11 protein-coding genes and 1 tRNA gene are annotated in these 16,908 nt (G+C 71.3%); 4 read left to right on the forward strand and 8 right to left on the reverse strand.

All coding sequences use genetic code 11. The features are described 5' to 3' along the window. Positions 1-56: 56 nt before the first annotated feature. Positions 57-129 (reverse strand) — tRNA-Arg (locus ACTWQC_RS04825). 478 nt (positions 130-607) lie between these two features. Here ACTWQC_RS04825 and ACTWQC_RS04830 point away from each other — a divergent pair. Beyond that, a complete protein-coding gene (locus tag ACTWQC_RS04830) occupies positions 608-2,164 on the forward strand; it encodes an alpha/beta hydrolase (protein WP_443314253.1) in 1,557 nt (518 codons plus the stop codon). A gap of 153 nt (positions 2,165-2,317) precedes the next feature. On the opposite strand, the gene ACTWQC_RS04835 is transcribed toward ACTWQC_RS04830, so the two are convergent. Continuing rightward, a complete protein-coding gene (locus tag ACTWQC_RS04835; protein ID WP_443314254.1) occupies positions 2,318-3,397 on the reverse strand; it encodes a M6 family metalloprotease domain-containing protein in 1,080 nt (359 codons plus the stop codon). 766 nt (positions 3,398-4,163) lie between these two features. Here ACTWQC_RS04835 and ACTWQC_RS04840 point away from each other — a divergent pair. The 3 genes from ACTWQC_RS04840 (at position 4,164) to ACTWQC_RS04850 (ending at position 7,887) form a co-directional block, all read left to right on the forward strand. Then, a complete protein-coding gene (locus tag ACTWQC_RS04840; RefSeq protein WP_443314255.1) occupies positions 4,164-4,811 on the forward strand; it encodes a TetR/AcrR family transcriptional regulator in 648 nt (215 codons plus the stop codon). A gap of 238 nt (positions 4,812-5,049) precedes the next feature. Beyond that, positions 5,050-6,606 (forward strand): MFS transporter, encoded by a 1,557-nt coding sequence (locus tag ACTWQC_RS04845; protein WP_443314256.1) that lies wholly within the window; start codon positions 5,050-5,052, stop codon positions 6,604-6,606. Positions 6,607-6,873: 267 nt separating this feature from the next. After that, complete coding sequence (locus tag ACTWQC_RS04850; RefSeq protein ID WP_443314257.1) at positions 6,874-7,887, forward strand: DUF5954 family protein; 1,014 nt, start codon at positions 6,874-6,876, stop codon at positions 7,885-7,887. A 134-nt stretch (positions 7,888-8,021) separates the two neighbouring features. On the opposite strand, the gene ACTWQC_RS04855 is transcribed toward ACTWQC_RS04850, so the two are convergent. From ACTWQC_RS04855 to ACTWQC_RS04880, 6 genes are all read right to left on the reverse strand, one after another. Then, positions 8,022-8,921: an adhesin gene (locus ACTWQC_RS04855; RefSeq protein WP_443314258.1), complete on the reverse strand. Its 900-nt coding sequence runs from the start codon at positions 8,919-8,921 to the stop codon at positions 8,022-8,024. A gap of 215 nt (positions 8,922-9,136) precedes the next feature. Continuing rightward, a complete protein-coding gene (locus tag ACTWQC_RS04860; RefSeq protein ID WP_443314259.1) occupies positions 9,137-10,510 on the reverse strand; it encodes an extracellular solute-binding protein in 1,374 nt (457 codons plus the stop codon). Next, entirely contained in the window at positions 10,497-13,307 is a 2,811-nt protein-coding gene (locus ACTWQC_RS04865; RefSeq protein ID WP_443314260.1) for a hypothetical protein, read from the reverse strand. Before ACTWQC_RS04865 ends, ACTWQC_RS04860 begins: the two co-directional genes overlap by 14 nt. A gap of 3 nt (positions 13,308-13,310) precedes the next feature. After that, positions 13,311-13,715: an effector-associated constant component EACC1 gene (locus ACTWQC_RS04870; protein WP_443314261.1), complete on the reverse strand. Its 405-nt coding sequence runs from the start codon at positions 13,713-13,715 to the stop codon at positions 13,311-13,313. A 203-nt stretch (positions 13,716-13,918) separates the two neighbouring features. Then, positions 13,919-15,835, reverse strand: a complete 1,917-nt coding sequence (locus ACTWQC_RS04875) for an MFS transporter (protein WP_443314262.1) — start codon at positions 15,833-15,835, stop codon at positions 13,919-13,921. Positions 15,836-16,104: 269 nt separating this feature from the next. Next, positions 16,105-16,800 carry a L,D-transpeptidase family protein gene (locus ACTWQC_RS04880; RefSeq protein WP_443314444.1) on the reverse strand — a complete coding sequence of 232 codons (696 nt, stop codon included), beginning with the start codon at positions 16,798-16,800 and terminating at the stop codon, positions 16,105-16,107. Positions 16,801-16,908 lie beyond the last annotated feature (108 nt).

Raw genomic sequence — 16,908 nt, forward strand, 5'->3', positions numbered from 1 at the left:
GCGCAGAGGCCCTCCCGTCCGCTGGACGGAAGGGCCCCTGACCTGGTGTTTCTCTGTGCCCCCGGCAGGATTCGAACCTGCGACACCCGCTTTAGGAGAGCGGTGCTCTATCCCCTGAGCTACGGAGGCGGGGCTTGTGCGAGCGGTGCTCGCAAGGCATGCAGGCACTCTGCAGGACCTTGCTGTGCGAGGCGCTCGTCCGACAGGTTAGCGGATCTGCGTCCGAGCGGTGAGCCGGCCACGGTGGGTGAGCGGGCCGAGCGCGTCAGTGAGCGCGGTCAGTCGATGGTCACGATCACCACCGCCGGGCCGGAAGTGTCTCCGCGCACGCCTCTGCCGCGCTATGGGCAGGCGGCGCGCGCCCAGCGCCCCGCCGCGCCGCCGCCCGAGGGCTGGGGCTGGCGCTGCTGAAGGGCCATCAGTCCCGTGCGGCCCAGGGCCCCCGTACGTACGCAGGGCTACCACGTTCTCAGGGATCTCCCCCACTTGTCCTACCCCTCCTACACCGCGAGTCGCACAAAACCCTGCCCCCGAGAGGGATTCGACCAAATCCCCTGAAACGAAAGGGTCGTTCCGTACCGAACCCAGATCGGAAGGAACGGCTATCGTGCGGATACGACGCATAGCGCCCCTGCTCGCGGCGGGGGTCATTGCGACGCTGGTCCCTGGGCTCGCTCCGGCGCGGGCCGCTGCTGCCGACCCGCTGGAGCGATATCACCAGCAAAAGCCCGCCTGGCACCGCTGCGACAGCTCATCGCCCGCCGAGTACCAGTGCGCAACGATCAAGGTCCCGCTCGACTACCGGCGCCCCGCCGGCAAGAAGATCAACCTGGCTGTCTCCCGCATCAGGACGAGTGTCGCCGGCAAGCGGCACGGCGTGATGCTGTTCAATCCCGGCGGCCCCGGTGGCGAAGGGCTCTCCCAGCCGTTGGTGAAGAAGAGCATGCTGCCCAAGGCCGTCCGCGATCAGTACGATCTCATCGGATTCGATCCGCGTGGCGTCGGCCGGAGCAGCCCGATCACCTGCGGTCTGTCCACCGAGGAACAGAACTGGCTACGGCCGTACCAGCCCGATACGTTCGGCCGAAACGTCGCGTGGGCACGCAGCGTTGCCAAGGAGTGCCGCGCCAGGGCCGGTGACAGGCTTCAGCACATCACCACCCGAAACACCGTCCGCGACATGAACGTGATCCGCAGCGTGCTAGGTGAGAAGAAGATCTCCTATCTGGGCACGTCCTACGGGACGTACCTGGGCGCCGTCTACACGCAGATGTTCCCCGACCGTGCCGACCGCTTTGTTCTGGACAGCGCAGTCGATCCCGGCAGGGTCTGGCGCGGCATGGTCCAGGTGTGGGCCTCAGGGGCCGAGCCGGCGTTCACTCGGTGGACCGAGTGGACCGCCCGGCGCGACAGCGTCTACCGGCTCGGCGACACCCCCGCAGAGGTCAGGAAGACCTTCTGGGACCTGGTCGCCCTGGCCGACCGCGAGCCCATCGAGTACGAGGGCGAGAAGCACACCGGCGACGACATCCGCGCCATGCGAGGCGTTTTCTTCAGTCCCCGGAGCGCGGCCGAGGTGGTCGCCGACCTGAAGAAAGCCGCCGACGGCAGGACGGGCGACCGCAACTCGTCCGCCCCGGCCGGTCCGGACGACGAGGTGCCGGAGGACAACAGCCTCGCCGCCTTCTTCTCTGTCGTGTGCGGCGACACCTCGGCTTGGCCGCGCGACCCCGAGCAGTACCGGCGCGACGCGATCCGGGAGAAGGCCAGGTACCCGCTGTTCGGCGACTTCGCCTCCAACATCATGCCCTGCGCGTTCTGGAACAAGGCCGCCGAGTCGGTCACGACCGTGGACAACACCGTGGGCGTGCTCACCGTCCAGAATCAGTGGGATTCGCAGACGCCCCTGTCCAGCGGCCGCGGCATGCACCGTGCCCTGAAGGGCTCGCGCATGGTGTACGTCGCAGGCGGCGAGGGACACGGTGTCTACTCCGAGGACCCCCGGGCGTGCGCGAACCGCGCGGTCAACGCCTATCTGAGCACCGGTGAGCTTCCGGCCGGGGACGTGACCTGCCGGGCGACGAGCGACCGGAACCGCGACGCGGGCGATCGGCGGCCGGGGACGACCCCGCCGCGCGTCCCGGGAGCGCCCGACCGCTTCTGATGCCGTCTCGAACGCGGGCGTGGGTCTCCGACCGTCGCGACGGAGACCCACGGAGACCCACGGAGACCCGTTGGAGACCCACGTCGCCGCGACGCGAGACGCCGCTCGTCGCGGCGCCTGCCCCCTCGCCGGGACGCGTAGCCCCAGCCGCCGTCACGGCCGGGTGACCTTCACCCGGTAGTTGCCCGCCGGGTCCCGGTCCGTGATCTCGATCGTGACGCCGGTCCTCCTGTCCGACAGCTTCTGGCCCACCCCGTACGCCGCGTCCGTCAGCTCGGCGTTCACATTCGGCCGGTGGGCGCAGCCGCCGCTGCGGGGGCGGCTGTCGCGTACCGTGACCGGGCCCTCGCCGCTGCTGATCCCCGTGTCCAGCCAGTAGACGAGGACGCCGGGGCGGCAGACGGCGGCGTCGTTGCCCTCCTGGGTACGGGCCTCGATGCCGTAGCCGGTGCGGTCCGAGACCGGTACGTACAGGAGCTTCGTGCCGTCCGGCCGGGCCAGCGGGCTCAGCGTGTGCTCGGTCGTGCCACTGCCGTCGGCACAGGCGACCTGTTCGGCGCCGAGCCAGCCCAGCTTGCGCTTGTGCCAGGCCAGGAAGTCGTTGTTGGCGCCCCAGTCCTCGGACATGAGGTCCCAGTGCCCGGCCTTCGCGCCGCCCTGCGCGGTGTAGAGGTCGGGGAGGCCGAGCGCGTGGGCGTTCTCGTGCGGGAGCACCCGGTACGCGTTCTCGGGGGCGGCCGACGAGCCGTCGTCCTGACGGCTGTAGACGAACGACATGTGGCTGAGCGGGACGCCGTCCGCCTTCGGTGCGTCCCGGAGCCCGGCGAAGGTCACGGACAGAACGCTGTCCAGGGCCGAGGGCCCGGCGTTGGGTGTGACGAGGACGTTGATCAGGTCGTACGCGGCGAAGTCGACCCGGCCGTCGGCGGCGGCCGCGATGTCCCGTACGAGCTGCCGGTAGCCCGGCTCGTAGCCGACTCCGCGGTCGATGCCGTACGCGCTGAAGGACCGGGGCATCCGCAGCCACTCCTGGACCGGGGCCTGCGCCTCGTACGCGAGGGCGCCGTACGAGCTGGTCGCGTACCAGTCGGAGGTCTTCGGGAAGAACTCGCCGAGCCGCGCCTCCGCGCTGCCCTCGCCCACCGCGTCGGGGAAGTCGACCATGAGATTGAGGGCCCGGAGCGTACCGGTGCTGGGGGCGTGGCCGGTCGGCGTCGGGAGCCCTTCCGACATCTGCACGCCCGGGACGGGGGGCGGGGAACAGGGGGCGCCGGGCTGGGCACGGGAGACGGGGGTGGGTCCGGAGGCGCCGAGGGAGGCAGTGGCCGTGGCGGCGGTGGGGGCCGTGAGGGCGAGGGCCCCGACGGTGAGGAGCGCGGTGCCGCGGCGGGGCCCGCGGATTCTCCGGCCCGGCCGGCCCTGACGGTCCGGGTGACCCGGATGACCCAGGTGGCCGAGGTGGCCCAGGTATGCGGAGCGTATGTGGGGCCTGCTCTGCGAGTCCCGGGCCCCGCTCTGGGATCCGCTGTGTGATGCGCGTGCGCGGGACTCGCGTATTCGGGGGCGGGTGGGCTTCATGCTTCCGCCTTCCGTCCTGGCAGCCGTACCTCTCCGCGGCTGCGCTGGTGCGATCACCGTGCGGCGGCCGCCCGATCGGACGCGCGCCGGATGCGGCCGGACGGGGGGAGTCTGTGCGCTGTTCGGGGGCAGTTCGGCTGCGGAGCGTTAGTCGGCGGGCCGGGAGGGTTACTGGCGCGCGGCTCGTACGGGCCCACACGACGCCCGCGCGAAGGCTGCACGGAAGCCCGCACGCAAGCCCCCACGACGCCCGCAGGGAAGCCCGCACGGAAGGTGATGCAGGTCACATTCCAGAGAGGAAATATCCGGGGAGCCCTTCCCCGTTTACGCCTGTGTCGAACGAACCGGGGAGGCTTTCCCCGGTTCCCGGAGAACACCAGAGACACGAGAACACCGAAGACAGGGGGAGAGGAGCGCCGCCGTGGTCAGCACGACCCTGAAGAACCCGGAGCCCCGGCTGCGGGCGGACGCCCTGCGCAACCGCGAGCGGATCATCACCGCCGCACGCGAGATGTTCGTCGAGTACGGGGCAGAGGTGCCGCTGGACGAGGTCGCGCGCCGCGCCGGCGTCGGCAACGCCACGCTCTACCGGCACTTCGCGGACCGCCGCGAACTGATCCATCGCGTCAGCCTCCACGTCATGGACCGGATCGCCACCCAGGCGGAGGCGGCCCTCGCCGAGGAGCCCGACGCCTTCGAGGCGCTGCGGCGCTTCGCGCACGCGGCGGCCGACGAGCGGATCGGCGCGCTGTGCCCGCTGCTCTCCCAGAGCGGCAACGACAAGAACCACTCCGAACGCCTGGAGGCCCGCGACCGCCTGGGGCGCATCATCGACGCGCTGATGGAGCGGGCGCGCTCCGCCGGGCAGCTCCGCACCGACATCGACGCCGGTGACCTGATGGTGGCGATCACCCAGCTGACCAGGCCGCTGCCGGGCAACGACTGCGTCGCCTTCGACCAGTTCGTCCACCGCCATCTGCAGCTGCTCCTGGACGGGCTGCGGGCCCCGGCGCGTTCCGAACTCCCCGGCTCCGCAGCCACGTTGGAGGATCTTCGACAGCGGCGGTGAGGGCGGTCGCCCGGAGCCGGCCGTAGAGCCCGTATGCCCCGAAGCTCATACGCACCGTAAGACCCATTCACCCCGTAAAACTCATTCGTCCTCAAGCCTATTCGTCCGTAAGCTCATTCGCCCCTGAGCCATACGCCCCGCATCCACAGCCCACTTCGGTCCCCGAGGCAAGACCTCGCCCCACCGACTTCTTCTGAGCCCGGTTTTGACCCTTCCGTATCGCTAGATAGGCACCGTCATGCCAGATTCCGCCCGTTCAGCCACCTCTCCCGAACGTCCGCAGCCCGATCCCAGACGCTGGAGAGCGCTGGTCTTCATCGCGATAGCCCAGCTGATGGTCGTCCTCGACGCGACCATCGTGAACATCGCCCTGCCCTCGGCCCAAACGGATCTCGGCATCTCCGACGGCAACCGGCAGTGGGTCATCACCGCGTACGCCCTCGCCTTCGGCGGCCTCCTGCTCTTCGGCGGCCGGATCGCCGATCTGTGGGGACGCAAGCGCACGTTCGTCGTCGGCCTGCTCGGCTTCGCGGCCGCCTCCGCGCTCGGCGGTGCCGCGGCCAACCCCGCCATGCTGCTCGGCTCCCGCGCCCTCCAGGGCGTCTTCGGCGCCCTGCTGGCCCCGGCCGCGCTCTCGCTGCTCGCGGTGATGTTCACCGAGGCGAAGGAGCGGGCCAAGGCCTTCGGCATCTACGGCGCCATCGCGGGCGGCGGCGGCGCCGTCGGCCTGATCCTCGGCGGCGTGCTCACCGAGTACATGGACTGGCGCTGGACCTTCTTCGTCAACATCCCCTTCGCCCTGATCGCCGCGGCCGGCGCGTACTTCGTCATCCGCGAGCCCGAGGGCAGCCGCAACCCTTCCCGGCTCGACATCCCGGGCGTGGTCCTGGCCACGCTGGGCCTGGTCTCGCTGGTGTACGGGTTCACGCGCGCCGAGTCCGACGGCTGGAGCGACAGCGTCACCATCGCTCTCTTCGTCGCGTCCGCCGTGCTGCTCGCCGGCTTCGCGCTGGTCGAGTCGAAGGTCAGGGCCCCGCTGCTGCCGCTGCGCGTGGTGACCGAGCGGAACCGCGGCGGCGTCTACGCGTCGCTGGGCCTGGCCATCATCGCGATGTTCGGCCTGTTCCTCTTCCTCACCTACTACCTCCAGGTCGTGAAGGGGTACACGCCCATCACCACGGGCTTCGCCTTCCTCCCGATGATCGCGGGAATGATCATCGGCTCCACGCAGATCGGCGCCCGGCTGATGAACCGCGTCCCGCCGCGCTTTCTCATGGCGCCGGGCTTCCTGGTCGCGGGGACCGGCATGCTGCTGCTGACCCAGCTGGAGGTCGGCACCTCGTACGCCGGGCTGATCCTGCCCGCGCAGCTGATGCTCGGCCTCGGCATGGGTACGGCGTTCATGCCCGCGATGAGCCTGGCGACGTACGGCGTCGAGCCGCGCGACGCGGGCGTCGCCTCCGCGATGGTCAACACCTCGCAGCAGGTGGGCGGCGCGATCGGCACGGCGCTGCTGAACACCATCGCGGCGAGCGCCACCACCGCGTACGCCACCTCGCACGCGGCGGGGGCCACGGGCCCGGCATCCCTCAAGGCGCTGCAGCTGCAGTCGATGGTGCACGGCTACACCACCGCCATCTGGTGGGCGGTCGGCATCCTGGTGCTGTCCGCGGTGATCGCCTTCACCTTCATCAACACCCGGGGGCAGGGCGGCAGCGGGCCGGTCGCGAGCTCGTCCGAGGACGGGGACGCGGGCGCGGGCGCGGACGCGACGGCTCCGGCCCTCGCGCACTGACGCCGGCACCTGAATACCGGTATCTGAACGCCCGGAACACCTGCATCTGAACAGCTGCACCTGAACACCGGCGGCGGACGGCCCCGGACCGAGCGTGGTCCGGGGCGTCCGCCGTTCGTGCGGGCGCGGGACCGTCCCGGAGCGCTGACCGGGGGAACACTCCGGCCATAGCACGTCGGCCGCCCGCTACGGGCCCAATCCCCCGGACATGCCGGGCCGGTTGCGGGAAGTGCTGCGGACGAACCGACCCGCGCGCACACTGAGTGCATGACTCATGACGCTGAGCAAGTACCCCACGTACCTGAGCATCTGGTCATCAAAGTGGCGAAGGGGGACGACCCCGTGTCGGCCGTCACCGGGCACGACGCCCCGGAAGCCGTGGAGGCCTTCCCCGAAGTGGCGGGCATCGGGCCGGTGTTCGGCTGCGCGGAGGAGATCGAGGGGCGGTGGAGGATTCTGAGCCTCGGGGACGGATTTCCGCAGATGGCGCGGGATTCGCTGGGCTCGCATTTCCGCCTGCTCGCCAAGGAGGCCGAGGAGACGGGGTACGGCGCCGTGTGCGACGAGTTCTTGGCGGCGGCGCTGCGGCTGGACTGGGAAGCCGCGAACGAACTGGCCGTCGCCGGGCAGCGGTTCCGGGTGATCCGCGGGGATCAGTTCACCCGGATGGGCCCGGACGGGCCCGAGCCGCCGCGTCCCACCGATCCCGACACGGGGCCCGGCGGCGACAGCCACGGGGCGTCGCAGCGCGCGCAGGGGTTCATCGTCGACCCCGCCACCGCGACCGGCCTGACCGACGGGCTGCTCAGGCTGGAGCTGCTGCCCCTGGTCTACAAGGCCGCCGATGTCCCGCACGCCGTACGGGCCGACTCCCTCCGGGCGCTGGAGACCCACCCCAAAGGGGCCCTGCTGCCCACCGAGTTCGCCGTCGCCGAGGAGGTCGACGGCCGGTGGCAGCCGATGGCCGCGTCCTGCCCGACCCCGCAGAGCGCCCGCGACACCCTCGCCTTCTACTTCCGTGAAATGGGGCCGCGCATCCTGCGGTTGGACGAGGTCGAGCAGGCGCAGTTCGCCCAGGCGGCCGACCGGCTCGACGCCAGGCGGGGCAACGAGATCAGGGTGCTCGGGCGCCGCTTCCGCGTGGTGCGCGTCCAGCAGCTGATCCGCGTCGGTTCTGACGGCCCGGAGCCGCCGCGGCCGTCGGACTACGACCCGTACCCGCCCTCGGAGGTGCAGGCACAACAGTTCCGGGAGGAGGGGGCACTCGACGCGGACGGCTAGGTCCGGTGGATCTTCGCCCCGGCCTGCCCTCCCCCGCCCCGGTCGTCGGGCAAGGGCAGGCCGGGTGAGGCAGGCCGGGTGAGGGCAGGCCAGGTGAGGGCTCAGGGCGATCAGCGGGTCAGCGGGGCAGCGGGTCACCGGCAGGTGACCTTCATCTGCCCCGCCGCGTGGTGGGCGTACGTCGGCCCGTACGCGTCCCAGTCCTGGCCGCGGTCGAGCATCTTCACCGCGATCCGGCCGTCCTTCACCGTGTACGTGCCCGCGTTGACCAGCAGCCCGAGGTTGGCGGTCTGGTCGATCTCGAAGCTCGCGTACGCCGAGTCCCGGTCGTCCGGATCGGAGAGCACCTCGTACGTCGTCGGGTCGCCCCCCACGTCGCGGGCGTCGGAGCTCCAGGGCACGTACACCCCGACCGCGCACTTGTCGGAGTCGCCGCCCACCGACCACCACCACAGCGCCCGGTTGTCGTGATCGTCCGTCCGGCTGCCCGACATGGGCACGGCGGCGAAGGAGCCGTCGCACGCCCCCTCGTCGTAGCCGCCGGAGTCGACGGTGTACCAGCCCTCGACGCCGTCGTAGTAGCGGCCGATCTCCTGGTAGCCGCCCTTGGCCGGGGAGTCGCAGCCGTGCCCGGCCCAGGCGGCGTACGTGACGGAGTCCCCGTCCCCGTCCCGGTCCGCGGGCTTCCTGGACGGCTCGGCGGAGGGGGTCCGCGTACGGCTCGTGGGCTCCGGCGGGCGGCTCGGGGACGCGGAGCCGGTGGTGGACGGGTCGGGCTCGGGGGAACCGCCGGTCGGCAGGATCAGGGTCGGCTTCGGGGCGTTCCGTATCTCCGTGTCCTCCGCCTGGTTGGTCCGGGTGCCGAAGGAGAGGGAGGAGACGAGGAGGGCCCCCACCCCGACCAGTCCGGAGACCGCGAGGAGCGCACCTGCGGCGACGAGCGCCTTGCGGCGCCCGGAGAGCGTCGTCCAACGTCCGTACAGTGTCTCGTGGATGACCCACGGCTCCGGCTCCGGCGCCTGGGGCGACGACACGAACCGGCATGCGCACGGCCTCCCGGACAGCGTTTTCTCGTGACCGCCGCACCGCGCACAAGCCATCGAAGGTCCCTCTGGTCCGTACTAATTGAGGTTTCATGGATTTGAGGCGGGACCACTATGCATGAGGGTGCTGACCAGGGGTAGAGGTGTGGCGGCAGAAGATCGGAGGACTGGCGCAGAAGATCCAGAGACGGGCGGATCAGTGCGTATCAGCGGCCCCGCACCACCTCCTTCAGCTCGTCGCCCAGCTCGGCCGCGACCGAACCGTCGTCGTTTCCACGGTCGTTGAGCATCTGGTGGACCTTCGTCTGCACCAGCTCGGTGAAGGCCGCGTAGTACGGAGTCACCGGCCGCGGACTGGCATCGGACAGCGCGCGCTTCAACGGCCTTGTATAGACGGGAAGGCCGTCCGCGTCCCGTTCAGGGGAGCCGGAGCCCTCCCGGCCGTCCTCCCCGCCCGCACCGGGCGACTTGGCACCGGGCAGCGAGCAGTCGGCGCCGCCCGGCTCGTACGACCCCCTCAGCACCGGCGCGAATCCGGCCTCCAGCAGGCAGCGCTGCTGCGCAGGCCCCGCGAGATAGGCCAGGAGCCGACGGGCGTCCTCCGGGTGCTCGCTGCGCTCCGTTATCGCGAGGTTCTGGCCGCCGAGCACCGACTTCTCGCGCACACCCACTCCGGGCAGCGGCGCGACACCGAACTTCCCCTCGACCTTGGAGCCGTCCGCCGACAACACGTTGTAGACGTATGGCCAGTTGCGCATGAAGGCGACCTTCCCGTCCCGGAACATCTCCAGGCTGTCGCGCTCGTCGGCCCACTTCGCCTGCGGCGGCATGATCTCCTCGTAGCGGTCCACGAGGTCGTTCAGCCCTTTCTCTGTCTCCGGTGTCCCCGCACGCACCGTGCCCTCGCCGTCGATGAGTTCGCCGCCCCGGGCCCAGATCGCCTCCTGAGCGTTGACCGTCAGCCCCTCGTACGCGTCGAGCTGGGTCGCGTAGCCGTACGGGAACGTCTTCTTCACCTGCCTGGAGTCCTTCACATCCGCCGCGCTGGATTCCAGCTCGGACCAGGAGACCGGAGGCCGCCGTCTCTCGTCCTTCCAGATGTCCTTGCGGTAGTAGAGCAGGCCCGCGTCCGTGTTGAAGGGGACGGCCCAGGTCCTGCCGTCGTACTGCGCTGTCTTCTTCACCTGGTCCCACATGCCGTCGAGCAGGCCCTCGTCCAGCGGCCGGATGAGCTTGCCGGCCGCGAACTCCGCGGTGTAGACGACGTCGATGTTCACCACGTCGTAGTCCGCACTGCCCGACTGCAGGGCCGCGACCAGCTGGCTGCGCGCGTCGTCCGCCGCGCTCGGCAGCTTGACGATCTCGACCCGGACGTCCGGCTCCTGCTCGTCCCACGCCTCGATCAGGTCCTGCCGAACCGGCCCCTGTGAGACATCGGAGGCCGTCGCCACCCTCAGGACCCGCTCCTGTCCGGGGGACGGCCCCGGATCCGGCGCCGCGTCCCCGCCCGAAGTGCACGCCGCGGACAGCAACGCCACAACGGCGGCCACCCCGACGACCGCACGCCTACCGCCCCTCATCGCCCGTGCCTCCCTGCACCTCGTTCGCCACCTGCTCGGCGAGCCGCTCCGCCGCCTCGTCCGGCCGGCCGGAGAAGCAGCCGGCGCGCGGCGGGTTCTTGAACTCGCTGATCGCCGTGGTGCAGCCACCGGGCGCCACGGAGAGGACGAGTACGTCGGCGCTGCGGTCCCGCCGCTGCTCGTCCCGCATCGCCGCCTGCTCGTTCGTGCCTCTGCCTCCTTGCGGCCGGTTGTCCCCATCCGTGATCAGCACGATCAGCGGCCGGTCCTGCGCGTGCATCTCGCGCATCGCGCGCGTCAGGACCTCGTAGACCGCGGCGCCCTTGGGGACCATCGACTGCTTGGGCAGGGCGTCCGCCCAGGTCAGCGCCTTGGCCCGGGTGTCGCCCGGCGTGCCGGGCTCGATCACCACGCGGGCCTCGGCCGACTCGGTCGCCGACTTCGGGTACGACCAGATCCCGTACGAGTCCTGCGAGCCGAGGCGCTGGAGCGAGCGGCGCAGTGCGGTCGCCGCCAGCGCCCGCTTGCCGCCCTCGGCCATCGACCCGGAGACGTCCACGAGGAAGAGCACCTGGCCCGGCGTGCGGGTCCTGGTGTAGTCGGCGACCACGTCGTCGGCGGTGGACCCGCCGGCCGTATCGGTCACCACGGGGACGTCCTTCAGGATCCCGCTGGCCTCGGTGTCCTCCGAGGCCTGACCACTCGGCAGGCGCGGGCTGTTGCCGCCCGCACCGGCGCCGCGGACCAGATCGCCCAGGAACACCCTGCGGCCCTCTTCGCCCGTCAGCCAGGCACGGAAGTGCTCGATCGCCGCCTCGCGCAGCTCACGGTCCCGGCCCCCGCCCCAGCGCACCTCGGCCAGCGGCATGTCGAGCGCGGGCACCCCCTTCGGGTAGTACGCGAGGAACCGGGACTTCCGGTCCGCGGGCTTGCTGTTGTCGCAGGCGGAGTCGCGCCGCTTGCCCAGGTTGAAATCCGCGACCGCCTTCTCCGAGACGAGGGCTGCCGCCTCACCCAGCCGCGTGTCCTTCACCTCACCCTTGTAGAGCGCGCAGAGCAGCCCGTCGGCGTCGGCCGCGGGTGCGGTGTCCGGCAGGTTCTTCCGCAGCCTCTGCTCCACGGCGTCGGATTTGCTCTTCGCGCCGCCCGCGAGGACGCCGTCGTGCGCCTCGTACAGGGCGACCGTGTGCAGCAGGCCCGTGCCGGAGGTGTCCGGGTCGGGGCGCAGCAGCGGCATGCCGGGCGCGGCCTTGTCCATGGCCTCCAGCAGTTGCTCCCAGGTGCTGCCGGTGCGCGATACGCCCTGCTCCTCGAGCTTCTCCTCCAGCGAGGCGGGGACCGCGAGGACCAGCGGCGAATAGCCCACGGGCCCCAGGTCCTCGACCGTGGCCGGTCCGGGCGTCCGCTTCAGCTGCGCCTGGATGCGGCCGAGTTCGGTGGTCGAACTGGGCAGTAGGAGGTCGGGCTGCGGCCCGACGTCCTGCAGCGGGTCGAAGCACAGCTCGGCCGCGGCCTCGTCCTGCTCAGCCGTCCGCTGGGCACCGGCGCTGCCCGATGCCTCCATGCAAGGGCTGTCGGCTCCGTCCCCCGAGGAGGAACTCATGGGGGTGGGGCCGGACTCGTCGCCGACACGCCCCGCCCAGGCGGGAGTCGCCCCGAAGGCGTCGACCGTGTCGCCCGTTCCGGCGTCGTAGACGGTGAAGTTGGCCCGGCGGCAGTCCGCGGGCGCATGGTCGTCCCCGCCGAGCCGCTCGCGGTCGGCGCCGTCCTTCATATACGCGGTCACGGCCCGCTGGGCGGCGTCCCGCGTCTCGGTGCCGGTCATCAACCGCAGCTCCAGCGGCGGCGGGCATTCCGACGCGGTGCCGCCGCCGGGTCCCCTTGTCAGGTACACCCCGGTGACCACGGCCAGGGCCAGCGCGACGGCGATGGTCAGCACGGTCTTCCAGCGGTCCTTCAGCCACTGCAACCCCTGAAGCCAGGGCGGGAGCTGGGGCGGCGGCGGAGGTGGGGGCGGCGGTGGCGGTGGGGGCGGCGGCGGAACGGGGTCCGGAAAGGAGATCACGATGCCGGGACCGTCCCCGCCGCTGCGGCCCTTCGGCCCCCAGCCGTCGCCGAAGTCCACGTCTTCGTTCCAGCGGGACATCACGTCGTAGAGCCCGTCGTACAGCCCCTGCATCGTCAGCTGCCCGGAGTCCGGCCGCAGGGACTCCATGGCGCGGATGATCTCGTGCGTGAAGCGGCTCCGGCCGCTCTCCACACTGTCCAGGGGCTGGGTCTTCGTCGGCAGGGCGGAGGTCAGGATGTAATGCCCGCTCGTACCGACGCCGCCGCCCTCCGCGGCCACCCCGGAGTTGCAGCAGTCGAGGATGAAGACCGCCCGCTTGAAGTACATGCCGCCGAGCTTCTCCAGGACATCGGTCCACGCGACGGCGGTGCCCACGAGGTCGTCGAGGTGCGCGTTCCGCGTCATCAGATACAGCTGGTTGTTGAGCGGGTCGCGGTAGCCGTGGCCCACGAAATAGACCAGCAGCAGGTCGGTGGCCTCCCGGCCCGCGCTCCGCAGTGCTTCGAGCAACTCCTTTCTGCCGGGCGGCGGCTCGTCCCCCTCGGGCGGCGGGAGGACCGTGATCGCGTCCTTCTCCAGAATTCCCCGTTCCGGGTGGGACAGCGCATCCCGCAGATCCGCCAGATTGCGGTCGACGTACCCCAGCTCATCGAAGCCGGGCGCCGCCACGTCCGGGATGCCGACGAGGATGGCCCGGGACCCCGCCCGGGCCGGCACATGGAAGGTCACAGCTCACGCACCGCCGGTGGATCCGGCCTCCAGCGCCTCCCTGACCCGCTCGACGAGCTCGGGAACGTGGTCCGCGGTGAGGTGCTGCTCGGTGATGCGGACGGGCGCCCGGCCCGGGACCCGTACGACCACGACCGTCCGGTTGCCCCTGCTCAGCCGCACCCGGCTGCGCAGCCAGCCCATCAGGGCGGTGACCATCGCCCGCACCGGCTCCTCGAGCGCCGACACGGCCACATGCGCGGCCAGGGCGACCACCAGGTCCTCGAACGCGCCCGCTCTGCCGGGCGCCGGTTCCGCCGTGAACTTCCAGTGGTCGGTGAAGGATTCGTCGTCCTTGAGCCACCCCGAGATGCCGGTGAGCTCTCTCCCCCGGTCCGCACTGCCCTCGATACTGATCCGGATGTCCACTGCTGCGCTGCCCCCGTCCTTCGGCCCCGCCCTCGCCGGCGTGCACGATCCGTTGTCCTTTCATGACGCACAGCCAAGTGTGTTGGTTCTTGGGCAGGTTGGCCAGGGCTGTGGATAACGTGGCTGCGGGGGTTCGGGTGAGGTGATGGTGGGGGGCCCGATGGTGGTCCGGTGGGGTGCCGGGCGCGGGTGCCGGCGGGGTGTCAGCCCACGTCCGGGCAGGGTGTCCCACGCGGCAGCTGGTACGGCGCGGCGATCCGGTACGCACCGGCCCGGGGGGCGTGCAGCACCGTCCACTCGTCCTCGGGCTCGCCCTCCGCGACCTCCACGACCTGCTTCGTCAGACAGCCGTGGAGATTCACGAAGCCGTCGCCCGTCGCGTACGGATCCGGCGGTTCGACGCCCTTGCCCTCGCTGTCGACGAGGCCGAGCCAGGGCGAGTACGGGATGCGGATGAGGACCGGTCCCGCGGACCGCACGGTGACGATCAGCTCGCCGGCGTCGGCGCGCCTGACCGTGGCGGGAGGGTCGGCCATCGGCGTCGGGTCCGAGACCCGGTAGACCTTCCAATTGGCGTCCGACCACACCTCCTTCAGGTACGGCGGGACCGACTTGACGAGCTCGGCCTCCCCCTTGCCCCCCGTGTCCGGCACGTCGTCCGGCAGCACCACGTACCGGACCGCCCAGCGCTTCAGCCAGGCGTGGTAGCTGTCCGCGGTGAGCATCCCCTCCTCGTAGAAGAGCGGGTTGCGCTCACGGTCGGCCTGCCGGTTCCAGCCGCGGGCGAGGTTGACGTACGGGGCGAGGGCGGAGGCCTCGCGGTGGCTGCGGACCGGGACCACCTCGACCCGCCCGCGGTCGGCGTCGAGCCGCTGCAGCCGGTCGACCAGCGGGGCGAGTTCGCGCGCCCAGGACGCGGCGGGGGTGGTGTTGACCACGTCGTCGACCGTCTTGATGGTCTGCCACGCAGTGACGGCGGCGAAGGCGAGGCAGAGCGCGTACCAGCGGTGCGAGCGGGGGGCCGTCCAGGGCAGCGCGGCCAGGAATACGACCCCGGCGAAGACGAGCGCGAGGCGGGTGACGTTGCTGCCGATCTGGGAGTCGATGATCCAGGTGAGCAGCACACCGAGCGCGTAGACGGCGGCCGCGATCCGTACCGTCCGCCACTGCCGGGGCACCAGCAGCACCGTGGCCACGCCGAACACGACCGGCAGCACGACCGTGCCGAAGTCCATCGGCTGCATGCCGGAGAACGGGAACAGCCAGGCGGACAGGCCGACGACGACGGCGGGCGTGACGCCGAGGGAGTAGGCGGCCAGGCGGCGCTTGTCCAGGAACAGCGCCACGGCCAGGATCCCCAGGAAGAGGCCCGCGACGGGACTCCCCGCGGTCGCGAGTCCGGCGAGCAGCGCGGCCGCGGAGGCACGCAGGTACATCCGGGGGCGGGTGCGCCAGGCGGTGTCGCGCGGCCAGGTGAAGACGGCCGCGACGGCGCCGAGCGCGAACATGGTGCCGAGGCCGAACGTCACCCGGCCCGAGATGGCGTTGCAGGTGAACGCGAAGGCGCCCGCGAGGGCGGGCGGGAGCGGGCGCCTGACTCCCGGGTTGTGGGCGAGGATGAGCGCGAGCAGGCCGCTGGAGACGGTGCCCGCGATCATCATGGTGGTGCGCACGCCGAGTACGTGCATGAGGTACGGCGACACGACGCTGTACGAGACCGGGTGCATCCCGCCGTACCAGGCCAGGTTGTAGGCGGAGTCGGGGTGACGGCCGACGAACTCCGCCCACGCGTCCTGGGCTGCCAGGTCGCCGCCGCTGTTCGCGAAGATCTCGACCCAGACGACGTGGAGCACCGCGGCGACGGCGAGGGTGACGAGGACGGGGTGCGCGGCGATACGGCGGCGCAGCGGGCCGCGGCCACCGCTGCGGTCACCCGTACGCGCGCGTGGCCGGGAGTTCCGGGAGTTGGAGCCGCGGTCCGTGGTGCCGCCCCCGAGGGCAGTGCCGTTGGCAAGGACGGTTACGCCGTCGGCGCCACTCCGACGCTGGCCGGGCACGGATATCCGCCCCTCGGCGCCGCCGCCGTCGTCGCCGGCGCGCGTCGAATCCACGGTGGTCACTACGGCTCTCCCCGTCTGTCCCGGCGTACTTCCCCGAGCGCACGCCGCGCGCTCGCGACGCTAGCACGGGAGATCAGCCGCCCCCGGCTCGGCGCGGCGCCATGGCGTGCACGGCACGCACCTGGCGCCCTAATAGACGGCCGTTCGGACGGGGAGGTTGCCAGACTCGGTCGCCGAACCGGGGGCCGGGCTCAGGTATGGAACCCCTTGGGCCGGACTGGGATGTCGAGTCTGTGGACCGGGCTCAGGTCCGAGCCCAGGGGGCGGGCTCAGGTGCCGGGCTTGCGGCCGTAGACGAAGACGTCGTCGCCGTTCTTCAGCATGCCCCAGTACTTCTTCGCGTCCGCGCTGCGCATGTTCACGCAGCCGTGCGAGCCGGGAGGCGACCAGACGCTGCCGCTGATGGAGTGGAAAGCCTGCCCGCCGTCGAAGAACTGGCTGTACGGCATGGGGACGTCGTAGAGCGTCGACCAGTGGTCGATGTTGCGGTAGTAGATCTTCTTTGCGCCGGTCCTGGTCTCGTACCCGTCGCGCCCCGTACGCACTGGCACGGGGCCGTACTTCAGGGTCTTGCCGTCCTGGATCCAGCTCAGCTGCCGGGTCAGGTCGACGCAGGCGATGCGGCCCTTGTTGGTGGGGCACGTTCCGGCCTTGTTCGGGTTGCTCCCGGCGGCCTTCTGCTGGTTCATCAGGTTCATCACGCCCCAGGTGACGGGCCCGGCGTAGCCGATGTTCGGGGTTATGCCGTGCTTGGTCTGGAACGCGCGTATCGCCGTGCAGTCGGCGGCCGACTGCCTGCCGTCCACCGGCCGGCCGAGGAACTTCTCGACCTGCTTCTGGTACGGCCCTGTGCTCGTCGTGCAGGACGCCGCCTGCGCAGGCGCGCTGCTCAGCGCGACCGACAGCGGAACCACCATTCCGACGACTCCGAGCGCCGCTGCGGCGCGGCGGCGCACTGCCCCCATCACTACTCTCATCTGCTGCTCTCCCCACTTTTGGTCCTGACACTCGTAGGACCGCCGGGGTGGTGGGGAGGTTGCCGTGCGAAATGTCGCGGGATGGCAACAGCCCCG

The organism is Streptomyces sp. 8N616, from assembly GCF_052246385.1.
GTDB lineage: Bacteria > Actinomycetota > Actinomycetes > Streptomycetales > Streptomycetaceae > Streptomyces.